The sequence below is a fragment of the Streptomyces sp. KM273126 genome (genome assembly GCF_004337435.2).
Lineage (GTDB): Bacteria > Actinomycetota > Actinomycetes > Streptomycetales > Streptomycetaceae > Streptomyces > Streptomyces acidicola.
The window spans coordinates 534,506-555,030 of the sequence record NZ_SJXB02000002.1 but is presented as its reverse complement, the minus strand read 5'-3'; the positions used below and the strand labels follow the sequence as shown (position 1 = coordinate 555,030).

Annotated in this window: 15 protein-coding genes, 1 tRNA gene and 1 pseudogene; 8 read left to right on the top strand and 9 right to left on the bottom strand. The window is 69.0% G+C overall.

Annotated elements, in window-relative coordinates:
• Nucleotides 1-4 precede the first annotated feature (4 nt).
• From E0500_RS33050 to E0500_RS33035, 4 genes are read left to right on the top strand one after another with little or no spacing between them, the layout of a single operon-like run.
• The gene (locus E0500_RS33050) at nucleotides 5-934 is read left to right on the top strand and encodes a branched-chain amino acid ABC transporter permease (RefSeq protein ID WP_131563827.1); all 930 of its coding nucleotides are present in this window, start codon (nucleotides 5-7) and stop codon (nucleotides 932-934) included.
• 5 nt (nucleotides 935-939) lie between these two features.
• On the top strand, nucleotides 940-2,766 hold the full coding sequence (locus E0500_RS33045; RefSeq protein ID WP_131563828.1) for a branched-chain amino acid ABC transporter permease: 1,827 nt from the start codon (nucleotides 940-942) through the stop codon (nucleotides 2,764-2,766).
• 5 nt (nucleotides 2,767-2,771) lie between these two features.
• Nucleotides 2,772-3,638 (top strand): ABC transporter ATP-binding protein, encoded by an 867-nt coding sequence (locus E0500_RS33040; RefSeq protein ID WP_131563829.1) that lies wholly within the window; start codon nucleotides 2,772-2,774, stop codon nucleotides 3,636-3,638.
• Entirely contained in the window at nucleotides 3,635-4,351 is a 717-nt protein-coding gene (locus tag E0500_RS33035) for an ABC transporter ATP-binding protein (RefSeq protein WP_131563830.1), read from the top strand. Before E0500_RS33040 ends, E0500_RS33035 begins: the two co-directional genes overlap by 4 nt.
• Nucleotides 4,352-4,476: 125 nt before the next feature.
• On the opposite strand, the gene E0500_RS33030 is transcribed toward E0500_RS33035, so the two are convergent.
• Nucleotides 4,477-5,127, bottom strand: coding sequence for an ANTAR domain-containing response regulator (locus E0500_RS33030; protein WP_131563831.1), 651 nt, complete (start codon nucleotides 5,125-5,127; stop codon nucleotides 4,477-4,479).
• Nucleotides 5,128-5,229: 102 nt separating this feature from the next.
• Between E0500_RS33030 and E0500_RS33025 the strand changes: the two genes are divergently transcribed.
• Both E0500_RS33025 and E0500_RS33020 read left to right on the top strand, forming a co-directional pair.
• Nucleotides 5,230-5,302: transfer RNA gene (locus tag E0500_RS33025), tRNA-Leu, on the top strand.
• Between the two features lie 107 nt (nucleotides 5,303-5,409).
• Nucleotides 5,410-6,183: a helix-turn-helix domain-containing protein gene (locus E0500_RS33020; protein ID WP_131563832.1), complete on the top strand. Its 774-nt coding sequence runs from the start codon at nucleotides 5,410-5,412 to the stop codon at nucleotides 6,181-6,183.
• A 15-nt stretch (nucleotides 6,184-6,198) separates the two neighbouring features.
• On the opposite strand, the gene pyk is transcribed toward E0500_RS33020, so the two are convergent.
• Together pyk and E0500_RS33010 are read right to left on the bottom strand one after the other, a co-directional pair.
• The gene (gene pyk, locus E0500_RS33015) at nucleotides 6,199-7,635 is read right to left on the bottom strand and encodes a pyruvate kinase (RefSeq protein ID WP_131563833.1); all 1,437 of its coding nucleotides are present in this window, start codon (nucleotides 7,633-7,635) and stop codon (nucleotides 6,199-6,201) included.
• Nucleotides 7,636-7,779: 144 nt separating this feature from the next.
• Nucleotides 7,780-8,519 (bottom strand): annotated as a pseudogene (locus E0500_RS33010) (SIMPL domain-containing protein).
• Nucleotides 8,520-8,697: 178 nt separating this feature from the next.
• On the opposite strand from E0500_RS33010, the gene E0500_RS33005 reads away from it, so the two are divergent.
• Entirely contained in the window at nucleotides 8,698-10,503 is a 1,806-nt protein-coding gene (locus E0500_RS33005; RefSeq protein ID WP_131572078.1) for a 5'-nucleotidase C-terminal domain-containing protein, read from the top strand.
• Nucleotides 10,504-10,698: 195 nt separating this feature from the next.
• Here the strand turns inward: E0500_RS33005 and E0500_RS33000 are convergent, their stop codons facing one another.
• From E0500_RS33000 to E0500_RS32980, 5 genes are all read right to left on the bottom strand, one after another.
• Nucleotides 10,699-12,117: a lysine N(6)-hydroxylase/L-ornithine N(5)-oxygenase family protein gene (locus tag E0500_RS33000; RefSeq protein WP_131572079.1), complete on the bottom strand. Its 1,419-nt coding sequence runs from the start codon at nucleotides 12,115-12,117 to the stop codon at nucleotides 10,699-10,701.
• The gene (locus tag E0500_RS32995; protein WP_181587313.1) at nucleotides 12,114-13,481 is read right to left on the bottom strand and encodes an aminotransferase class V-fold PLP-dependent enzyme; all 1,368 of its coding nucleotides are present in this window, start codon (nucleotides 13,479-13,481) and stop codon (nucleotides 12,114-12,116) included. Before E0500_RS32995 ends, E0500_RS33000 begins: the two co-directional genes overlap by 4 nt.
• A gap of 232 nt (nucleotides 13,482-13,713) precedes the next feature.
• Nucleotides 13,714-16,230, bottom strand: a complete 2,517-nt coding sequence (gene pepN / locus E0500_RS32990) for an aminopeptidase N (RefSeq protein ID WP_131563447.1) — start codon at nucleotides 16,228-16,230, stop codon at nucleotides 13,714-13,716.
• 96 nt (nucleotides 16,231-16,326) lie between these two features.
• Nucleotides 16,327-16,677 carry a chorismate mutase gene (locus tag E0500_RS32985; RefSeq protein ID WP_131563446.1) on the bottom strand — a complete coding sequence of 117 codons (351 nt, stop codon included), beginning with the start codon at nucleotides 16,675-16,677 and terminating at the stop codon, nucleotides 16,327-16,329.
• Between the two features lie 10 nt (nucleotides 16,678-16,687).
• A complete protein-coding gene (locus E0500_RS32980) occupies nucleotides 16,688-17,509 on the bottom strand; it encodes an AraC family transcriptional regulator (protein WP_258573865.1) in 822 nt (273 codons plus the stop codon).
• Nucleotides 17,510-17,619: 110 nt separating this feature from the next.
• On the opposite strand from E0500_RS32980, the gene E0500_RS32975 reads away from it, so the two are divergent.
• Complete coding sequence (locus E0500_RS32975; protein ID WP_131563444.1) at nucleotides 17,620-19,416, top strand: beta-galactosidase family protein; 1,797 nt, start codon at nucleotides 17,620-17,622, stop codon at nucleotides 19,414-19,416.
• A gap of 223 nt (nucleotides 19,417-19,639) precedes the next feature.
• Here E0500_RS32975 and E0500_RS32970 read toward each other — a convergent pair whose 3' ends face one another.
• Nucleotides 19,640-20,422 carry a trypsin-like serine protease gene (locus tag E0500_RS32970; protein ID WP_131563443.1) on the bottom strand — a complete coding sequence of 261 codons (783 nt, stop codon included), beginning with the start codon at nucleotides 20,420-20,422 and terminating at the stop codon, nucleotides 19,640-19,642.
• Nucleotides 20,423-20,525 lie beyond the last annotated feature (103 nt).

Below are 20,525 nucleotides of genomic sequence, written 5' to 3'. Positions count from 1 at the left end.
TGCGGTGAACGAACTGCCGCAACAGCTGGCCAATGGACTCATCCTCGGCGCGATGTACGGTCTCATCGCGATCGGCTACACGATGGTCTACGGCATCGTCCAGCTCATCAACTTCGCCCACGGCGAGATCTTCATGGTCGGGGGCTTCGGGGCCCTCACCGTCTACCTGTGGATGCCCGACGGCTTCGCCCTCGGCGCCGCAGTCCCCCTCATGATCCTCGGCGGCATCGTCGTCTCCGTCGCAGTCGCCACCGCCGCCGAGCGCTTCGCCTACCGGCCACTGCGCGGCGCACCACGACTGGCCCCCCTGATCACCGCAATCGGCCTCTCCATCGTCCTCCAGCAGATCGTGTGGATGTGGTACCCCGACGCGAAGAAGGACCACCCCTTCCCGCAGTTCGAGGGCGGCCCGATCGACATCTTCGGTGCCAGCATCCAGCGCGGTGACCTCTTCGTCCTCATCGCCGCCCCGCTGTGCATGTTCGCCCTCGGCCTCTTCGTCACCAAGACCCGCTCGGGCCGCGGTATGCAGGCCACCGCCCAGGACCCCGACACCGCGAAGCTGATGGGCGTCAACACCGACCGCATCATCGTCATGGCCTTCGCCATCGGCGCCGCGTTCGCCGCCATCGCCGCCGTCGCCTACGGCCTCAAGAACGGCCAGGTCGGCTTCCGCATGGGCTTCCTGATGGGCCTCAAAGCCTTCACCGCCGCCGTACTCGGCGGCATCGGCAACATCTACGGCGCCATGCTCGGCGGCATCGTCCTCGGTGTCGCCGAATCCCTTGCCACCGGCTACATAGGCGACATCCCCGGGATGGACCTCTTCGGCGGCGGCGCCTGGAAGGACGTCTGGGCGTTCAGCCTGCTCATCCTCGTCCTGCTGTTCCGACCACAGGGCCTGCTCGGCGAACGCGTCGCGGATCGGGCGTGATACCCATGACCACCAAAACCACCAACGCCACGGCCACGGACACCACCAAGTCCGCCGCCACCGAACCGACCCCCATCATCCCGATGCCACCCGCCGCCGCACGCGCCACAGCCGTAACCGGCTCCGTCGTCGCCCTCGTCGGCACCTTCCTCGCCTGGACCTGGACCGAGGAATTCCCCGGCAACCTCACCGTCACCGGCTACCCCGGCGGCCTACAGGTCCTCACCCTCATCTCAGCCGCACTGACCGCGCTGTTCGCGCTCTCCGGCTACGGAATCCGAGGCCTGGGCTGGCTCACCCCCGGCGGCACCAACAGCCCCACCCGCCTCCTCGCACTCGGCGTCCTCGGCACCACCGGGTACACCATCGGCGCGATCTCCTCCGAACTCGGCGGCCTCGTCAACCTCGAACCCGGCGCCTGGGTCTCCGGCATCGGAGCCCTCCTCGCCGTGATCGGCGCCCTCGGCCTCCCGGCCGACCAGGGCTACGACCGCGACGAATCCCCCAACCTGTGGGGCAGGATCCGCCACTCCCTCAGCGCCCCCGAACCCGGCCGCGCCAAGGAACTCCCCTCCTGGGCAGAGATCCTGATCATCGCCGCCGGCTTCGGCATCGGACTGTACGTCTTCGCCTACGGCATCAGCACCGAGTACTCCGAGCTGTTCATCGGCTTCCTGATCACCGCCGGATTCGGCTTCACCGCCATCCTGCGCGCCGGACTCATCAAGCAGCTCTCGACGCTCACCGCCAAACACCGCAACGTCACCATGGCCGCCGCCTTCGTCGCGGCCATCTGCTTCCCCTTCACCCAGAGCAACGACCAGTACGCCCTCATCGGCGCCAACATCCTGATCTTCGCCACGGTCGCCCTCGGCCTCAACGTCGTCGTCGGCCTCGCAGGCCTCCTCGACCTCGGATACGTCGCCTTCCTCGGCGTCGGCGCCTACGCCGCCGCCCTGGTCTCCGGCTCACCCCAGTCCACCATCGGCGTCCAGTTCCCGTTCTGGGCAGCCGTCCTCACCGGCGCCGCCGCCTCCCTGATCTTCGGCGTCGTGATCGGTGCCCCGACCCTCCGACTGCGCGGCGACTACCTCGCGATCGTGACCCTCGGGTTCGGTGAGATCTTCCGCATCACCATGAACAACCTCAACGGGAACAGCGGACCCGACATCACCAACGGCTCCAACGGCATCCCCAACATCCCGGACCTGGAACTCTTCGGCTTCAACCTCGGACTGCCCCACAACGTCCTGGGCACCGAACTCACCCGATCCGGGAACTACTACCTCCTGATGCTGCTGTTCACAGCCATCGTCGTGCTGGTCTTCCGACGCTCCGCCGAGTCCCGCATCGGCCGGGCCTGGGTCGCCATCCGCGAGGACGAGACCGCCGCCACCGCCATGGGCATCAACGGCTTCCGCCTCAAACTCCTCGCCTTCGCACTCGGCGCCGCCCTCGCCGGCCTCGCCGGCACCGTCCAGGCCCACGTGTCCTACAGCATCACCCCGGAGCAGTACCAGTTCGCCGGCTCCGTACCGCCCAACTCGGCCTTCCTCCTCGCCGCCGTCATCCTCGGCGGCATGGGAACCATCAGCGGCCCCCTCATCGGCGCCGCACTCCTCTACCTCATCCCGGCCAAGCTCCAGTTCATGCAGGAATACCAGCTCCTGCTCTTCGGCTTCGCGCTGATGCTCCTCATGCGCTTCCGGCCCGAGGGCCTGGTCGCCGACCGCAGGAAGCAGCTCGAATTCCACGAGACCGGACAGCTCGACGTACCGGAGGACAAGCCATTGCCCGAAGGCGCGACCGGCGTCGCCAAGGCAGGGGCGTGACCGCCATGACAACCACCACGACCACCACAACCACGGTGCTCGACGCCACCGGCGTCACCATGCGCTTCGGCGGACTCACCGCCGTACGCAGCGTCGACCTCACCGTGGGCAGCGGCGAGATCGTCGGACTCATCGGCCCCAACGGCGCCGGAAAGACGACCTTCTTCAACTGCCTGACCGGCCTGTACATCCCGACCGAGGGCACCGTCACCTACAAGGGCACCGTGCTCCCGCCCAAACCCCACCTGGTCACCCAGGCAGGCATCGCCCGCACCTTCCAGAACATCCGGCTCTTCGCCAACATGACCGTTCTGGAAAACGTGCTCGTCGGCCGCCACACACGGACCAAAGAAGGACTCTGGTCAGCCCTCCTGCGCCTCCCCGGCTTCAAGAAAGCCGAAGAGGAATCACGCGACCGAGCCATGGAACTCCTCGAGTTCACCGGACTCGCCGCCAAGGCCGACCACCTCGCCCGCAACCTCCCCTACGGCGAACAGCGCAAGCTGGAAATCGCCCGCGCCCTCGCGAGCGAACCCGGCCTCCTCCTCCTCGACGAACCCACCGCCGGCATGAACCCACAGGAGACACGGGCCACCGAGGAACTCGTCTTCGCCATCCGCGACAAGGGCATCGCCGTCCTCGTCATCGAGCACGACATCCGGTTCATCATGAACCTCTGCGACCGGGTCGCCGTACTCGTCCAGGGCGAAAAACTCGTCGAAGGCCCCGCCGAAGTCGTCCAGGCCGACGAACGCGTCATCGCCGCCTACCTCGGCACACCCTTCGAGGGCGCCCCCGGCAAGGAGGAGGTCGCCGAGGTCGAGGCCGCGGAGGCCGAGGCGCACAGCACCACAGAAGGGGACGCCAAGTGACCGCACTGCTAGAGGTCGAGGACCTCAGGGTCGCCTACGGCAAGATCGAAGCCGTCAAAGGCATCTCGTTCAAGGTCGAGGCTGGCGAAGTCGTCACCCTCATCGGCACCAACGGCGCCGGAAAGACCACCACCCTGCGGACCCTCTCCGGCCTTCTCCAGCCGCTCGGCGGCCAGATCAAGTTCGACGGCAAGTCACTGCGCAAGATCCCCGCCCACAAGATCGTCTCGCTGGGGCTGGCCCACTCCCCCGAAGGCCGGCACATCTTCCCCCGCATGACGATCGAGGACAACCTCCGGCTCGGTGCCTACCTCCGCAACGACAAAGAAGGCATCGAAAAGGACATACAGCGCGCCTACGACCTGTTCCCCATCCTCGGAGAACGCAGGAAACAGGCCGCAGGCACCCTCTCCGGCGGCGAACAGCAGATGCTCGCCATGGGACGAGCACTCATGTCCCAGCCCAAACTGCTCATGCTCGACGAACCCTCCATGGGCCTCTCACCGATCATGATGCAGAAGATCATGGCGACCATCCAGGAGCTCAAGGCCCAGGGCACCACCATCCTGCTCATCGAGCAGAACGCCCAGGCCGCCCTCTCCCTGGCCGATCAGGGCCACGTCATGGAGGTCGGCAAGATCGTCCTCTCGGGCACGGGCCAGGACCTGCTCCACGACGAATCGGTCCGCAAGGCCTACCTCGGCGAGGACTGAACCCTCCCGCCACGCACGACGTGAGGCCCGCGCCCCCCTTCTCCGGGGGCGCGGGCCTCACGTCGTGCGTGGCGTACGCGACGTACGTGACATGCGTGACTTGTGTGACGTACGTGGCCCGAGGGTCAGCCCTTGGCGGCCTTCTTCTCCTCCGCATCCAGAATGACCGCCTCCGCAACCTGCTGCATGGACATACGACGATCCATGGACGTCTTCTGAATCCACCGGAACGCCGCCGGCTCCGACAGGCCGTACTCGGTCTGAAGCACCGACTTCGCCCGGTCCACCAGCTTCCGCGTCTCCAGACGCTGCGTGAGATCAGCGACCTCGTTCTCCAACTGCCGCAGCTCGTTGAAACGCGACACCGCCATCTCGATGGCCGGAACGACATCACTCTTACTGAACGGCTTCACCAGGTACGCCATGGCCCCGGCATCCCGGGCCCGCTCCACCAGGTCACGCTGCGAAAACGCGGTGAGCATCAGGACCGGCGCTATGGACTCCTCGGCGATCTTCTCAGCCGCCGAGATACCGTCGAGCTTCGGCATCTTCACATCGAGGATCACAAGGTCGGGCCGGTGCTCCCGGGCGAGCTCGACGGCCTGTTCGCCGTCGCCCGCCTCACCGACGACGGTGTAGCCCTCTTCTTCGAGCATCTCCTTGAGGTCGAGGCGGATCAGCGCCTCGTCCTCGGCGATGACGACACGGGTCGTCAGCGGAGGCACGTGCGACTTGTCGTCGTCTTCGACTGTCTGGGGCGACTCGGGGGCGGTCACGTGGGCTCCTTGTTGCAGGGCAGGGGTACTGCTGACAAGAGCGTACCTAGCTGCGGTAAGGTGGTGACACGGCGGGAGACTGCTGACCTTCATTTTGAAGGGGCCCCGGTAGCCCAGCGGTAGAGGCCATGGATTCAAAACCCATACAGCGTCGGTTCGAATCCGACTCGGGGCACTTTTCCTTCGATTCCAAGGTCGCCACTGAAAAGCGGATGTCCACGTTCTCGTGAACATCCGCTTTCTGCTGCACGCGGGTCACGACCAGTCGCACAGAGTGTCCGCATGTACGACATGGATACACGCAAACGAACACTCGCTCTCGTCGCACAAGGTCGCAGCCTGAACTCAGTGAGCAAAGAGACCGGCATCTCACGGGCCGCAATCCGCTCCTGGCAAGTACGCATCGAACCGGTCATGAACTCGGGCCCTCCCTGCCCCCGGTGCCGGGATGCCCCCGGCCCGCCCGACGAGCCGGCCGCGTACGCCTACCTGCTGGGCCTCTACCTCGGTGACGGCTGCATCAGCCCCAATCGAAAGGGCGTGTACATCCTCCGTGTCGCGTGCGCCGACGCCTGGCCCGGCCTCATCGAAGCCTGCGAGGCAGCCATCCTCTCGGTGCGCCCCGACAACAGCGTATGCCGCGTCCAGGCACAGGGCCACGTCTCTGTCGGTTGCTCAAGCAAGCACTGGCCCTGCCTGTTCCCGCAGCACGGTCCCGGCAAGAAGCACGAGCGCACCATCGCCCTTGAGCCCTGGCAACAGGAAATCGTCGATGCCCACCCGTGGGACTTCATCCGCGGCCTCATCCACTCCGACGGCTGTCGCATCACCAACTGGACCACCCGTCTCGTGGCCGGTGAGCCGAAGCGCTACGAGTACCCGCGGTACTTCTTCACGAACAAGTCGGACGACATCCGGAAGCTCTTCACTGAGGCCCTCGACGGGGTCGGCGTCGAGTGGACCGTCCTCGCCCGCGGCAGCGATCCGTTCAACGTCTCGATCGCCCGCAAAGCCTCCGTCGCCCTCATGGACGCCCACGTAGGCCCCAAGTACTGACCGACCCCAAGGCCCCTACTTCGGGCTGTCGTCATCCCCGATGTGGTGCACCCGCACCATGTTCGTCGTACCGGAGACCCCCGGAGGCGAGCCCGCCGTGATGATCACGGTGTCGCCCTTCTTGCAGCGGCCGTACTCCAGGAGCAGCTCGTCGACCTGGTCGACCATGGCGTCGGTCGAGTCGACGTAGGGGCCGAGGAAGGTCTCCACACCCCAGGTGAGGGTGAGCTGGGAGCGGGTGGCCGGGTCCGGAGTGAAGGCGAGCAGTGGGATCGGAGAGCGGTAGCGGGACAGGCGGCGGACCGTGTCGCCGGACTGTGTGAACGCGACGAGGAACTTCGCGCCGAGGAAGTCGCCCATCTCGGCGGCCGCGCGGGCCATGGCGCCGCCGTGGGTGCGGGGCTTGTTGTGTTCGGTCAGGGGCGGCAGGCCCTTGGCCAGGATGTCCTCCTCGGCCGCCGCGACGATGCGGGACATCGTCCTTACTGTTCCCACGGGGTATTTGCCGACGCTCGTCTCGCCGGAGAGCATCACCGCGTCCGCGCCGTCGATCACGGCGTTCGCCACATCGGACGCCTCGGCCCTGGTCGGGCGGGAGTTGTCGATCATTGAGTCGAGCATCTGTGTCGCGACTATCACGGGTTTGGCGTTGCGCCTGGCGAGCTTGATCGCGCGCTTCTGGACGATCGGGACCTGTTCGAGGGGCATCTCGACGCCAAGGTCGCCTCGGGCGACCATGATGCCGTCGAAGGCGAGCACGATGTCGTCGATGTTGTCGACGGCCTGCGGTTTTCCGATCTTGGCGATGACCGGGAGGCGCCGGCCCTCCTCGTCCATGATGCGGTGGACGTCTTCGATGTCGCGTCCGCTGCGGACGAAGGACAGGGCGATGATGTCGCAGCCGGTGCGCAGGGCCCAGCGGAGGTCGGCTTCGTCCTTCTCCGACAGGGCGGGCACCGATACGGCGACGCCGGGAAGGTTCAGGCCCTTGTGATCGGACACCATGCCGCCCTCGACGACCGTGGTGTGCACACGGGGGCCGTCGACGGAGGTGACTTCCAGGCATAGCTTGCCGTCGTCCACGAGGATGCGTTCACCCGTGGTGACGTCGTCGGCCAGTCCGTCGTACGTCGTCCCGCAGGTGGTGTGGTCGCCCTTGACGCCCTTCTCGACCGAGATGGTGAAGGTGTCGCCGCGTTCAAGGAGTACGGGGCCTTCGGTGAAGTGGCCGAGTCGTATCTTCGGGCCTTGAAGGTCGGCGAGGATGCCGATGCTGCGGCCGGTCTCGTCGGCGGCCTTGCGCACGCGCTGGTAGCGGTCCTCGTGTTCGGCGTGGGTGCCGTGACTGAGGTTGAGGCGGGCGATGTCCATTCCGGCTTCGACCAGGGCCTTGATCTGGTCGTACGAGTCGGTGGCGGGCCCCAGAGTGCAGACGATCTTTGCTCGGCGCATGGTTCGAGCGTAGGCCTTACCGACCGGTAGGGAGTTGGCGGGTCATGACTACTCAACAACCTTTGGATGAAGGGTAGTTGACAAGGTTTGAAGTGTGCACCGGGGTGCTCTGATGAGCATCCCGGGCGCGCTTCTCGGGGCTTGTCACAGCCGGGGCGGTGCCATGGTGAAGCGGGCGTTCACCTGGGCGTAGACGTGTTGCCGCTGGGGTTCGAGGTCGAGGGGGGCGGCTGCTTCCCCGGTGTCCGCCCCGTATGCCATGGACCGCATGCGGCCGGGGGCGGGCGGGTAGGGCGGCTGGGTGTTCTCGGCGCCGATGTCGGCGAGTTCGACCAGGGCGGCGAGGGTCGTGCCGAGGGCCTCGGCGTATTCGCGGGCGCGTAGGACGGCCTCGCGGACGGCTTGCTGGCGGGCCCGGCGGTGGGCGGGTGAGGCGGGGCGCAGGGTCCACCAGGGGCCGTCGACGCGGGTGAGTTCCAGGTCGGCGAGGCGGGTGGTGAGTTCGCCGAGTGCGGTGAAGTCGGTGAGTTCGGCGGTGATGTGGACGCGGCCGTGGTAGGCGTGGATGCGTTCGCCGCGGCCGTGTTTGGTCAGTTCGGGGGTGATGGAGAAGGCGCCGGTCTCCACTCGCTCCACGGCGTCCCCGTATGTCTTGATGAGGTCGAGGACGGTGGCGTTGCGGCGGGTGAGGTCGTCGAGGGCGGCACGTCGGTCCTTGCCTCGGGCGCTGACGGTGACGCCGATGCGGGCGATCTCGGGGTCGACTTCGAGGTGGGCCTCGCCGCGGACGGCGATGCGGGGGCTTCGGGGGTGCCGTAGGGGACGGCGGCGGGCCGGTGTTCGTCCGGTGCGGGGGTCGGGGGTTCCTCGGGTGTGGCGGTCATACGTCCCACTCTGTCACTCGTGACCCGGTTCGGAGGGGCACCGGTCACCAGATCGCAACCTGGAAGGGCTGTTGCCGCCATCTTGGCCGGGCCAGAATCTACGCGCGTTATCTACGCGAGTTGTTGCAGTAGGTCCAGTTTTCTGGCCCTGAGTTCTTCCCCCCGAGGAGTGCCCGCCATGCCGTTGAATCGCCGGAAGTTCCTGAAGAAGTCTGCCGTGACCGGAGCGGGCGTCGCGCTGACCGGCGCGGTGGCTGCGCCGGGCGCCCAGGCGGTGGAGGCGCAGGGTGGGGGCTCGCGGCCGCAGCGGTACTCGTTCACCGTGCTGGGTACGACGGACCTGCACGGCAACGTGTTCAACTGGGACTACTTCACGGACGCCGAGTTCGACGACAAGGCGCACAACGACATCGGCCTCGCGAAGATCTCCACGCTGGTGAACCAGGTGCGCGCGGAGAAGGGTCGCGGCAACACGCTCCTCATCGACGCCGGCGACACCATCCAGGGCACCCAGCTGTCGTACTACTACGCCAAGGTCGACCCGATCACCGCCAAGGGCGGGCCGGTGCATCCGATGGCGCAGGCCATGAATGCGATCGGTTATGACGCGGCGGCGCTCGGCAACCACGAGTTCAACTACGGCATTCCGGTGCTGCGGAAGTTCGAGGAGCAGTGCCGTTTCCCGCTGCTCGGCGCCAACGCGCTGGACGCGAAGACGCTGCGGCCCGCTTTCCCGCCGTACAGCATGCACCGGCTGCGCACCCCGTTCGGCCGTGCGGTGAAGGTGGCGGTGCTCGGTCTCACCAACCCGGGTATCGCGATCTGGGACAAGGCGAACGTGCAGGGCAAGATGACGTTCCCGGGTCTGGAGGAGCAGGCTGCGAAGTGGGTGCCGAAGTTGCGCTCGATGGGTGCGGACGTGGTCATCGTGTCGGCGCACAGCGGGTCGTCGGGTACGTCGTCCTACGGTGACCAGCTGCCGTACGTCGAGAACGCGGCGGGGCTGGTGGCGGAGCAGGTGCCGGGTATCGACGCGATCCTGGTGGGCCATGCGCACGCGGAGATCCCCGAGTACTTCGTCACCAACAAGGAGACCGGCAAGCAGGTCCTGCTGTCCGAGCCGCTGAAGTGGGGTCAGCGTCTGACGCTGTTCGACTTCGAGCTGGTCTGGGAGAAGGGCCGCTGGAGGGTCGAGAAGGCGGGCGCGCAGGTCCTGAACTCCAACACGGTGGAGGAGGACCCGAAGATCACGAAGCTGCTCGGCGACGAGCACGAGAAGGTCGTGGCCTACGTCAACCAGGTCGTCGGCACGAACGCCGTCGAGATGAGGTCGGTCGAGGCGCCGTACAAGGATGTGCCGATCATCGACCTGATCAACCACATCCAGGCCGACACGGTGAAGCAGGCGCTGGCGGGCACGGAGTACGCCGCGCTGCCGGTGTTGTCGCAGGCCGCGGCGTTCTCGCGCAGTGCGGTCATCCCGGCGGGCGAGGTCACCATCCGGGATGTGGCGGGTCTGTATGTGTACGAGAACACGCTGGAGGCGCGTCTGATGACGGGTGCGCAGATGAAGGCGTACCTGGAGTTCTCGGCGAACTACTTCGTGCAGACGGCCGCGGGTGCGGCGGTGGACCCGGCGAAGCTGACGAACGCGAACAACACGCCGGACTACAACTACGACGTGGTCAGCGGCTTGTCGTACGAGATCGACATCGCCAAGCCGGCCGGGTCGCGCATCACGAACGTGCGGTTCGAGGGTGCGCCGCTGGACGACGCGCAGCAGTTCGTGTTCGCGGTGAACAACTACCGGGCGAACGGTGGCGGCAACTTCCCGCATGTCGCCGGGGCCAAGCAGTTGTGGGCGAACTCGGACGAGATCCGCAACATCATGATCGCCTGGGTGAAGGCGAAGGGGGCCATCGATCCGGCCGAGTTCGCGGCGGTGGACTGGAAGCTGACGCGGGACGGCACGCCGGTCTTCTAGGGTTTCGGTCTTCTCCCAGGGTTTCGGTCTCCTAGGGTTTCGGTTTTCTGGAGCTGCGGTCTTCTGCGGCTCCGGGCTTCTGGAGCTTCAGGTGTTTCAGGTATTTCAGGTGTTTCAGGTCCACGGCGTCGGCGAGGGTTTTCGTGCCGGCGTCGTGGACGGGGGGCGTCCGGTGTGGCCGGGCGCCTCGTTCGGTTATGTGTGGTCGGCGAGTGGGGTGAGGTTCCGTTCCTGGTGTGCGGGTGGGACCTGTGGCTGTCGTGGGGTGAGGCCGAAGGTGGTGAAGGCCGTGCGGTCGGGCAGCGGATACGGTTCCTTGCCGGTGAGGGTGTTCAGGATGGTGGCGCTGCGCCAGGCGGCGAGGCCGAGGTCGGGGGTGCCGACGCCGTGGGCGTGGAGTGCCGCGTTCTGTACGTAGATGTGGCAGCCGGAGCCAGTGATCGAGGGGTCGAGGACGAGGCGGAAGCGGTCGTCGACGCGGGGTCGCTCGGAGTTGTCGCGGCGCATGTACGGGTCGAGGCCGGCGAGGATGCGGTCGACGGGGCGTTCGCGGTAGCCGGTGGCGAGGACGACGGCGTCGGTGGTGAGGCGGGAGCGGGTGTCCTGCTGGAGGTGTTCCAGGTGGAGTTCGATCTGGGTTGAGGAGAGCCGGCCGGCGGTGCGGACCAGGACTCCGGGTGTGAGGACGGCGTCGGGCCAGCCGCCGTGCAGGGTGCGGTGGTAGAGCTCCTCGTGGATGGCGGCCAGGGTGGGGGCCGCGATGCCCTTGTGGAGTTGCCACTGGGTGGCGACGAGCCGGTCGCGCGTCGGTTCGGTGAGGGCGTGGAAGTAGCGGGTGTAGTCGGGTGTGAAGTGTTCGAGGCCGAGCTTGGAGTACTCCATGGGTGCGAATGCCTCGGTGCGTGCCAGCCAGTGGATCCGTTCGCGGCCTTCGGGGCGGGTTCGGAGCAGGTCGAGGAAGATCTCGGCGCCGGACTGGCCCGCGCCGATGACGGTGATGTGGCCGGCGGCGAGGAGGCGGTCGCGTTCGTCGAGGTAGTCCGCGGCGTGGATGACGGGCACGCCGGGGGCGTCGACGAGGGGGATGAGGGAGTCGGGCACGTGGGGGGCGGTGCCGATGCCGAGGACGACGTTTTTGGTGTAGGTGCGGCCCGGGGGTTCGTCTGCGCCGTCGTGGAGCCGTGTGAAGTCGACTTCGAACAGGTCGCGTTCGGGGTTCCAGCGGACGGCGTCGACGCGGTGGCCGAAGCGTAGTCCGGGGAGGTTCTCGCTGACCCAGCGGCAGTAGGCGTCGTATTCGGCGCGCCGGATGTGGAAGCGCTCGGCGAAGTAGAAGGGGAACAGCCGGTCGCGGGTCCTGAGGTAGTTGGGGAACGACCAGGGGCTGGTGGGGTCGGCGAGGGTCACGAGGTCGGCCAGGAAGGGGACCTGGAGGGTGGTGCCTTCGATGAGGAGGCCGGGGTGCCAGTGGAAGGCGGGGTGCTGGTCGTAGAAGACGGCGTCGAGTTCGGCGAGTGGGTGGGCGAGGGCGGCGAGGGAGAGGTTGAAGGGGCCGATGCCGATGCCGACGAGGTCGCGGGGGGCTTCGGGCTCGTGGCGTGGGGGTGTGCTCATGAGGGGGTGTTTCCTTCCACGAGTTTCAGGAGTGCGGCCAGGTCGGCGGGCCGGGTGTGCGGGTTGAGCAGGGTGGCTTTGAGCCAGAGCCGGCCGTCGGGTGCGGCCCGCCCGAGGACGGCACGGCCGTCGTGGAGGAGCCCCCGGCGGATGTCCGCCACGGCGGCGTCGGTTGCTCCGGTGGGCCGGAACAGGACGGTGCTGATGGTGGGTGGGGCGTACAGCTCGAAGCCGGGGTGCATGTCCACGAGGGCGGCGAATCCCGCTGCGAGGGCGCAGACCTGGTCGATGAGCGCGCCGAGTCCTTCGCGTCCGAGTGTTCTGAGGGTGACGGCGATCTTGAGGACGTCGGGGCGGCGGGTGGTGCGCAGGGACCGGCCGAGCAGGTCGGGCAGTCCGGCCGCGGTGTCGTCGTCGGCGTTGAGGTAGTCGGCGTGGTGGGCCAGTACGGCGAGGTCGGTGGCGTCGCGCACGGCGAGGAGTCCGGCGGCGGCGGGCTGCCAGCCGAGTTTGTGCAGGTCGAGGGTGACGGTGTGGGCGCGGTCGAGGCCGTACAGCCGGTCGCGGTGGCGGTCGCTGAAGAGGAGTCCTCCGCCGTACGCGGCGTCCACGTGCAGTCGGGCACCGCGGGCCGCGCACAGGTCGGCGAGGTCGGGCAGCGGGTCGATGAGCCCGGCGTCGGTGGTGCCGGCGGTTGCGGTGACGAGGACGGGACGGGGCAGCGGGGTGAGGGCGTCGTCGAGGGCGGCGGGGGCGAGGATGCCGGCGGGGGTGGGGACGACGACGGGTTCGGGGAGGCCGAGGAGCCAGGCGGCGCGGCGCAGGGAGTGGTGGGCGTTGGCGCCGCAGACGAGCCGGAGTGGTCCTGGGGCGTGCCGGGTTTCGCGGGCCAGGAGGAGGGCGAGCTGGTTGGACTCGGTGCCTCCGGTGGTGACCAGGGCGTCGCCCGCGTGCAGTTCGTCGGCGAGTGCTCTGGTGACGAGTGTTTCCAGCGCCGAGGCGGCCGGGGCCTGGTCCCATGAGTCGAGGGAGGGGTTGAGGGCGGAGACGGCGAGGTCGGCGGCGGTCGCGACGGCGAGGGGCGGGCAGTGGAGGTGGGCCGCGCACAGGGGGTCGGCTGGGTCGGCGGCGCCCGCGGCGAATGCGCGGACGAGGGTGTGGAGGGCGTCCGGGGCGCCGTGGCGTGGGAGTACCTCGCCGAGGGCGGCCCGGACGTGTGCGGCGACGGCCTGTGGCCCGCCTGCGGGGAGGGGGCCGCCGCCGCGTGCGTCCGCGCCTTCTTGTAGTGCGTCGAGCACCGTGTCGAGCAGGGGTCGCAGCGCGTGGCGGCCTCCGGCTCCTGAGGCGAGGGGCGGGGCGCTCATGCCGTGGACAACGATGCGGCTGCGCTAAGGGTGCTGTTTGGGGAGTGTCGTGGGAGGCCGTGGGGGTCTGTGCCGCTGGGGGTCTGCTCTGCCTGTGGGGGTCTGCGGGGGTGTGGGTGGTTTGTTGCTGCCGCAAGCTCTCAAATCTGTTCGAGCAGGGAGGTACCCCCTTGGGGCGTAGCCGCGTAGTGATGCAGCCTCGCGCCCCTTGCGGGGCGCGTCCCAGCTTCCGTCAGTTCCCTTCGCTGTGTGCCTCCCTCACCTTCAATGCGCGCCCCAGGTCGTCCAGTTGGTCCGTCAGCTGGCGCCGCAGGGACGGGGTCGGGTCGGACTCGCGGAGGCACTGCTCGCCGAAGCGGAGGGTATTCGCGTTGACGGCGTGCACGGGGAAGGACCAGCGGCCCGCGGCGACGGCGATGGCGGGGCTGCGGCGGGCGGCGACGGCGACCGCGTCGGTGAAGTACCGCTGGACGTACTCCTCGACCAGCTCGGCCTGTTCGGGCTGCCAGAAGCCCTGGGCGGTGGCCGTGAACAGGTAGTTGGAGAGGTCGTCGGTGGCGAACATGGCCTCCCAGGCCGTGCGCTTGGCCTCCGGGTCGGGCAGTGCGGCCCGGCAGCGGGCGGCGCCCTCCTGGCCGGTGGCGCTCGGGTCGCGCTGCACCTCGGCGGCGATCGCGGCCTCGTCGGTGGCGCCGAGGACCGCGAGGCGGCCCAGGATGCGCCAGCGCAGTTCGGGGTCGAGCTCGGGACCGCCGGGCACGGTGCCGTCGGCAAGCCAGGCGGCGATGGTGTCGGGGTGGGCGGCGACATCGATGAAGTGGCGTACGGCCGTGAGGCGCAGGCCGGGGTGGGAGCCGTCCTCGGTGCGGCGGATCAGGTCGCGGCACAGGGCGGTGAGGGTGGACAGGGCGGCGGGACGCTCTGTGTCGGCCAGGAAGCGGTCCGCGATCTGGGCGGACGCGAACGACAGGACGCCCTGGACCAGTGCCACGTCCGTTTCGCGGGGCAGATGGGTGCGCGCGGCTTCCAGGTAGGCGGTGGGGGGCAGTTCGCCGTCGCGGACCGCGTCCCGCAGGGAGTTCCAGACGACGGCGCGGGTCAGCGGGTCGGGGAGCTGGGACAGGTTGTCGCGGATCGCCGTGAAGGATTCGGGGTCGAAGCGGACCTTGGCGTAGGTGAGGTCGCCGTCGTTGAGGAGGAGCAGCGCGGGTCGTTTGCCGATCGGCCTGGACTCGTCCTGGGGGATGTCGAATTGGGGGCGTTCGCGCAGGACGAGGCGGCCGTTGTCACCGGGGTCCCGGTCGTAGAGGCCGACGGCGACGCGGTGCGGGCGGCTGCCGTGGCGCTCGGCGGTGAGGGTGTAGGTGCCGTCGTCGGCCGGGGTGACCTGCGGGGTGAGTGTGTCGACGCCTGTGGTGCGCAGCCAGGAGGCGGCCCAGGCGTGTACGTCGCGATCGGTGGCGTCGGCGAGGGAGTCGATGAAGTCGGCGAGGGTGGCGTTGGCGAAACGGTGGCGGGCGAAGTGGGTGTTGATGCCCGCGAGGAAGTTCTTCTCGCCGAGCCAGGCCACGAGTTGCCGGAGGGCGGAGGCGCCCTTGGCGTAGGAGATGCCGTCGAAGTTGAGGAGCGCGGAGGCGGTGTCGTCGACGGTGTCGGGGGCGACCGGGTGGGTGGAGGGGCGTTGGTCGGCGTCGTAGCCCCAGGCCTTGCGGGCGACGCCGAAGTCGACCCAGGTGTCGGTGAAGCGGGTGGCTTCGGTGAGGGTCTGGTAGCCCATGTACTCGGCGAAGGACTCGTTGAGCCAGATGTCGTCCCACCACTGGAGGGTGACGAGGTCGCCGAACCACATGTGGGCCATCTCGTGGGCGATGACCATGGCGCGGGTCTGCCGCTCGGTGTCGGTGACGGCGGAGCGGTAGACGAACTCGTCGCGGAAGGTGACCAGGCCGGGGTTCTCCATGGCGCCGAAGTTGAACTCGGGGACGAACGCCTGGTCGTAGGAGTCGAAGGGGTACGGCTCCTCGAACTTCTCGTGGTAGCGGTCGAAGCACGCGCGCGTGATGTCGAGGATTTCGTCGGCGTCGACGTCCAGGTGGGGCGCGAGGGAGCGGCGGCAGTGGAGGGCGAAGGGGAGTCCCTGGTGTTCGGTGTGCACGGAGTGCCAGGGTCCGGCGGCGACGGCGACCAGGTAGGTGGAGATCAGCGGTGTGGGGGCGGCGCGCCAGGTGCCGTCCTCCTGCTGTTCGGTGACGCCGTTGGCGATGACCTTCCAGCTTTTGGGGGCCGTCACGGACAGTTCGAAGACGGCCTTGAGGTCGGGTTGGTCGAAGGCTGGGAAGACGCGCTTGCAGTCGTCCAGGGCCAGTTGCGTGTAGACGTAGGTCTCGCCGTCGGTGGGGTCGGTGAAGCGGTGCATGCCCTCGCCGGTGCGGGAGTAGCGCATGACGGCGTCGATGCGCAGCTCGTGCTCGCCGGTGGTGAGGTCCTTGAGGGGCAGCCGGTTCTCGGTGAACGTGTCCAGGTCGAGGCTGTGTCCGTCGAGGACGGCGTGGCGCAGTTCTTCGGGCTTGAGCTCGATGAACGTGTCCGTGGCTTTCTGGTCCCCGCGTACCGTGAAGTGGATGACGGTGCGGGAGACGAACAACTCGTCGCCGTGTGTCAGGTCGAGGTCGATCTGATAGCGGTGGACGTCGAGGAGCTTGGCACGGGTCTGCGCTTCGTCGCGCGTCAGTACGGACATGCAGGACATGCTGCCTGATGCCACTGACACGGCACAGGGGCGGGCCGGTACACGGCTTTTGTCCGCCCCGCTCTGCCGTCATCCGTGTGCGCCCGGGGCGCAATGTCACTCCCCCGTGGCGGATGCGCCGTTCACCGCGTCGTCCGCGATGCGCTCGTGGTGGCGGATGACCTCCGCGATGATGAAGCCCAGGAGTTTCTCGGCGAATGCCGGGTCAAGGTTGGCGTTCTCGGCGAGGTTGCGCAGCCGGGCGATCTGCTGGGCCTCGCGTGCGGGGTCGGCGGGCGGCAGCCGGTGCTCGGCCTTGAGGTGGCCGACCTGCTGGGTGCACTTGAAGCGCTCGGCGAGCATGTGGACGACGGCGGCGTCGATGTTGTCGATGCTCTCGCGCAGCCGGGCGAGCTCGGCGCGGACGGCGGGGTCGACTTCTCCGATGCCGGTGTTGCTGGTGGTCATGGGCGTCACCCTACGGGGCGTGCGGTTGTTCGATTGCCGGGCGGCTCTCCTGTGTGCGGAAGTGGACCGGGGCCACGCCGACACGGCGGGTGAACAGGCGGGAGAAGTAGGCCGGGTCGTCGTAGCCGACGCGGCGGGCCACGGCGGCGACGGGCAGGTCGGTCGAGGCCAGCAGTTCCTTGGCGCGGTCCAGACGGATGCGCAGGAGGTAGTCCTTGGGGCTGCAGCCTGCGCCGCGCCGGACGGCGGTGCGCAGTTCGGCGGTGGTCATGCCGAGCCGGGCGGCGTGTTCGGCGACCGACAGGGGCCGGCAGGCGTCGCGGGCGAGGGCCTGCAGGAGCCGGTCTCCGTCGGGGGCGAGGTCGGCGCGGGCGCCGCGCAGGGTGACGAGCAGCTCGTGCAGGGCGGCGCCGGCCGCCACCTCGGGCAGGGGCGTGTCGCGCTGGACGGTGCGGGCGATGCGGCCGATGACCGCGCGGGCGCCGGACGCGTCCGAGAGGGGCACCACGGGCCGGTCGGGTTCGATGCAGCCGAGTTCGGTGTACGCCTCGGTGGCGGGCCCGGTGAAGGCGACCCAGCTCTCGTCCCAGTGGGGGTCGGGGCCGTAGTGGTGCGGGACGCCGGGGGTGAGCCAGAGCAGGACGGGCGCGGTGACCTCGACGCGGGGCCCGTCGCCGGCCCGGAACCAGCCGCCGCCCGCGCCGATCACGACGGCCACGTGGTGGTCGAGGGTGCGGGGGCCGACGGTGGGCAGCTCGCCGTGCTGCAGTCCGACGCCGAGGCAGGCGAGGCCGAGCCGGTGGAGGGCCGGGCCGGGCGTGAAGTACCGCATCCAGGTGTGGTAGGCGCGCCTGGCTGCGTCCACGGTGTCCTCACTTTCGTCCAAGCGCCGTCGATCTTTGTCCATGGACGGGCCCACCGCCAGGGGGCAAGGGTGGGGCCATGAGCGAATCCAGGCTGGGAGACAGCGAATTCAGTGTCGGAGACGGCGACTTCCTGCTGGACGGGCGCCCGGTGCGGCTGCTGTCGGGCGCGCTGCACTACTTCCGGGTACGCGAGGAGCACTGGGGCCACCGCCTGGCGATGCTGCGGGCGATGGGCCTCAACTGTGTGGAGACGTACGTCCCGTGGAACCTGCACGAGCCGCGCCCCGGCGAGTTCCACGAGGTGGGGCAGCTGGGCCGGTTCCTGGACGCTGCCCGGGAGGCGGGGCTGTGGGCGATCGTGCGTCCGGGGCCGTACATCTGCGCGGAGTGGGAGAACGGCGGGCTGCCGCACTGGGTGACGGGCCGGCTGCGCACGCGGGACGAGCGGTTCCTGGGGCCGGTGGAGCGCTGGTTCCGGCGTCTGCTGGGCGAGGTCGTGCCCCGGCAGATCGACCGCGGCGGGCCGGTGATCATGGTGCAGGTCGAGAACGAGTACGGCAGCTACGGCACCGACCAGGTGTACCTGCGCCGGCTGGCCGACCTGCTGGTCGCCGAGGGTGTGACGGTGCCGCTGTGCACCACGGACGGTCCGGAGGACCACATGCTCACCGGTGGCTCGGTTCCGGGGCTGCTGGCGACGGCCACGTTCGGGTCCCGGGGGCGCGAGGCATTCGACGTGCTGCGCCGGCACCGCCCCACGGGCCCGCTGATGTGCATGGAGTGGTGGTGCGGCTGGTTCACCTACTGGGGTGGGGAACCGGCGGCACGTGACGCCGAGGACGCCGCCCGGTCGCTGCGCGAGATCCTGGAGTGCGGTGCCTCGGTGAACCTCTACATGGCGCACGGCGGTACGAACTTCGCGGGCTGGTCGGGCGCGAACCGGGGCGGCGGCGTCCTGCACGACGGGACGCTGCACCCGGACGTCACGTCGTACGACTACGACGCGCCGATCGACGAGTACGGGCGCCCCACCGAGAAGTTCTGGCGTTTCCGGGAGATCCTCGCGGAGTACGCGGACGGCCCCCTGCCGGACGTACCGCCCCCGCCCGCGTCCCTCGGTGAGACCTCCACGGCGCGACTCACCGCGTGGGCGCCTCTGGAGGACGTCCTGGAGGCGCGCGGCGGCCCGTCGGTCGAGGCGCAGGTGCCGCCCACCTTCGAGGAACTGGACGTGGACCGGGGACTGGTGCACTACTCCGTGGACATCCCCGGGCCGCGGGAGCCGTACCCGCTGCTCGCGCGCGGGCTGCGCGACCTCGCCGTGGTGTACGTCGACGGGGAGCGGGCCGGGGTGCTCACGGAGGACGAGCCCCAGCTGAAGGAGCCTGTCGCGGGTCCCGCGCGCGTGGAGCTGTGGGTGGAGTCCCTGGGGAGGGCCAATTACGGGCCCCGGCTCGGCGAGCCGAAGGGCATCACCGGGGGTGTCCTGCACGAGCGGGCGTTCGTGCACGGTGTACGCGCGCGTGGGTTGCGTCTCGACGCGCTGGACGACGTGGAGGGTGTGCCGTTCCGGGAGCTGCCCGAGGAGGGCGCCTCCGGGCTGTACCGCGGCACGTTCGAGGTGAACGGGGCGGGGGACGCGCTCCTCGAACTGCCGGGCTGGACGCGGGGCTTCGTCTGGGTCAACGGCTTCAACCTGGGCCGTTACTGGTCGGTGGGGCCGCAGGGCGCACTGTACGTGCCCGGTCCGGTGCTGCGCGAGGGCGTGAACGACCTGTGGGTGCTGGAGCTCCAGGAGGCCGCCGGCGGCCTGGGGAAGCGCACTTCCTCGTTGCCACCGGGGATGCCCTCGCTGCGGCCGGTCTCGCGGTAGTCCTGTTCTCCGTAGCTCTGTTCGCGGTAGTCCTGTTCGTAGTCGCTCTGTTCGCGGCGGAGGCCGGGCGCCTGGACGGCGGAGGGGCCCTCGTGCCGGGCCGTTGGTCCGGCGTGATCATTACGAGAGGCGCCCGCGACCTCGGTCGCGGGCGCCTCGTGCGTCACGGCGTGGACGCGGGAGTCACCGCGTGCACGGTCGTGTCACAGCGTGATCCGGCGCGTCACAGCGTGGACGCCGCCTGGGCTATGGCCGACGCGAAGGTCGACACCTCGGTGTAGACACCGGGGGCGTTGGGCCGGGCGCAGCCGTCGCCCCAGCTGACGATGCCGACCTGGATCCAGGCACCGGCGTTGTCCTTGCGGAACATGGGGCCACCGGAGTCGCCCTGGCAGGTGTCGACGCCGCCCTGCGGGAAGCCGGCGCAGATCTCCTCGCCCGCGACGAGGTCGTCGTAGTAACCCCCGTAGGCCTTGCAGGTGGCGTCGCTGACGAACGGCACGGTGGCCTTGAGGAGGTAGCGCTGCTGGGCGCCGCCTTCGGTTGCCGCGCCCCAGCCGGCGACGGTGAAGTCACCGGTGTTGTACTGCGTGGTCGTGGCGATCTTCAGGGTCGGCAGGTTGATCGGCTGGGCGAGCTTGATGAGCGCCCAGTCCTTGCCGGTGCCGTTGTAGCCGGGCGCCTGGAGGACCTTGGTGGAGCGCACCTGGACGCGGCCGCTGGTGGACTGCAGGTCCACGACACCGGCGGTGGCCGTGATGCTGGTGTTGTTGCCGGAGCCGCTCACACAGTGAGCGGCGGTCAGCACGATCTGCTGGGTGTAGAGGGCGCCTCCACAGCCCATGGAGAGCCGGACCATGAACGGGAACTCACCCTGCGCGGCACGGGTTCCGCCCACGACCGGCGACGGCGCGGCACTCGCGCTGACCGGCTGGAGGCTGACGACGGCGAGGGCGGCGGCACCGGCCACCGCGGCTCTCTTGAGGAAGGAGAACAGCTTCTTCAACGGACTGTCCTTTCGTGGGGGGTGGGGCGTAATGTCAGGTTCATGACATGTCAGAGGACATGACGCACCTCAGATGACGGTCAGGTCCCTGTCAGAACGTTGT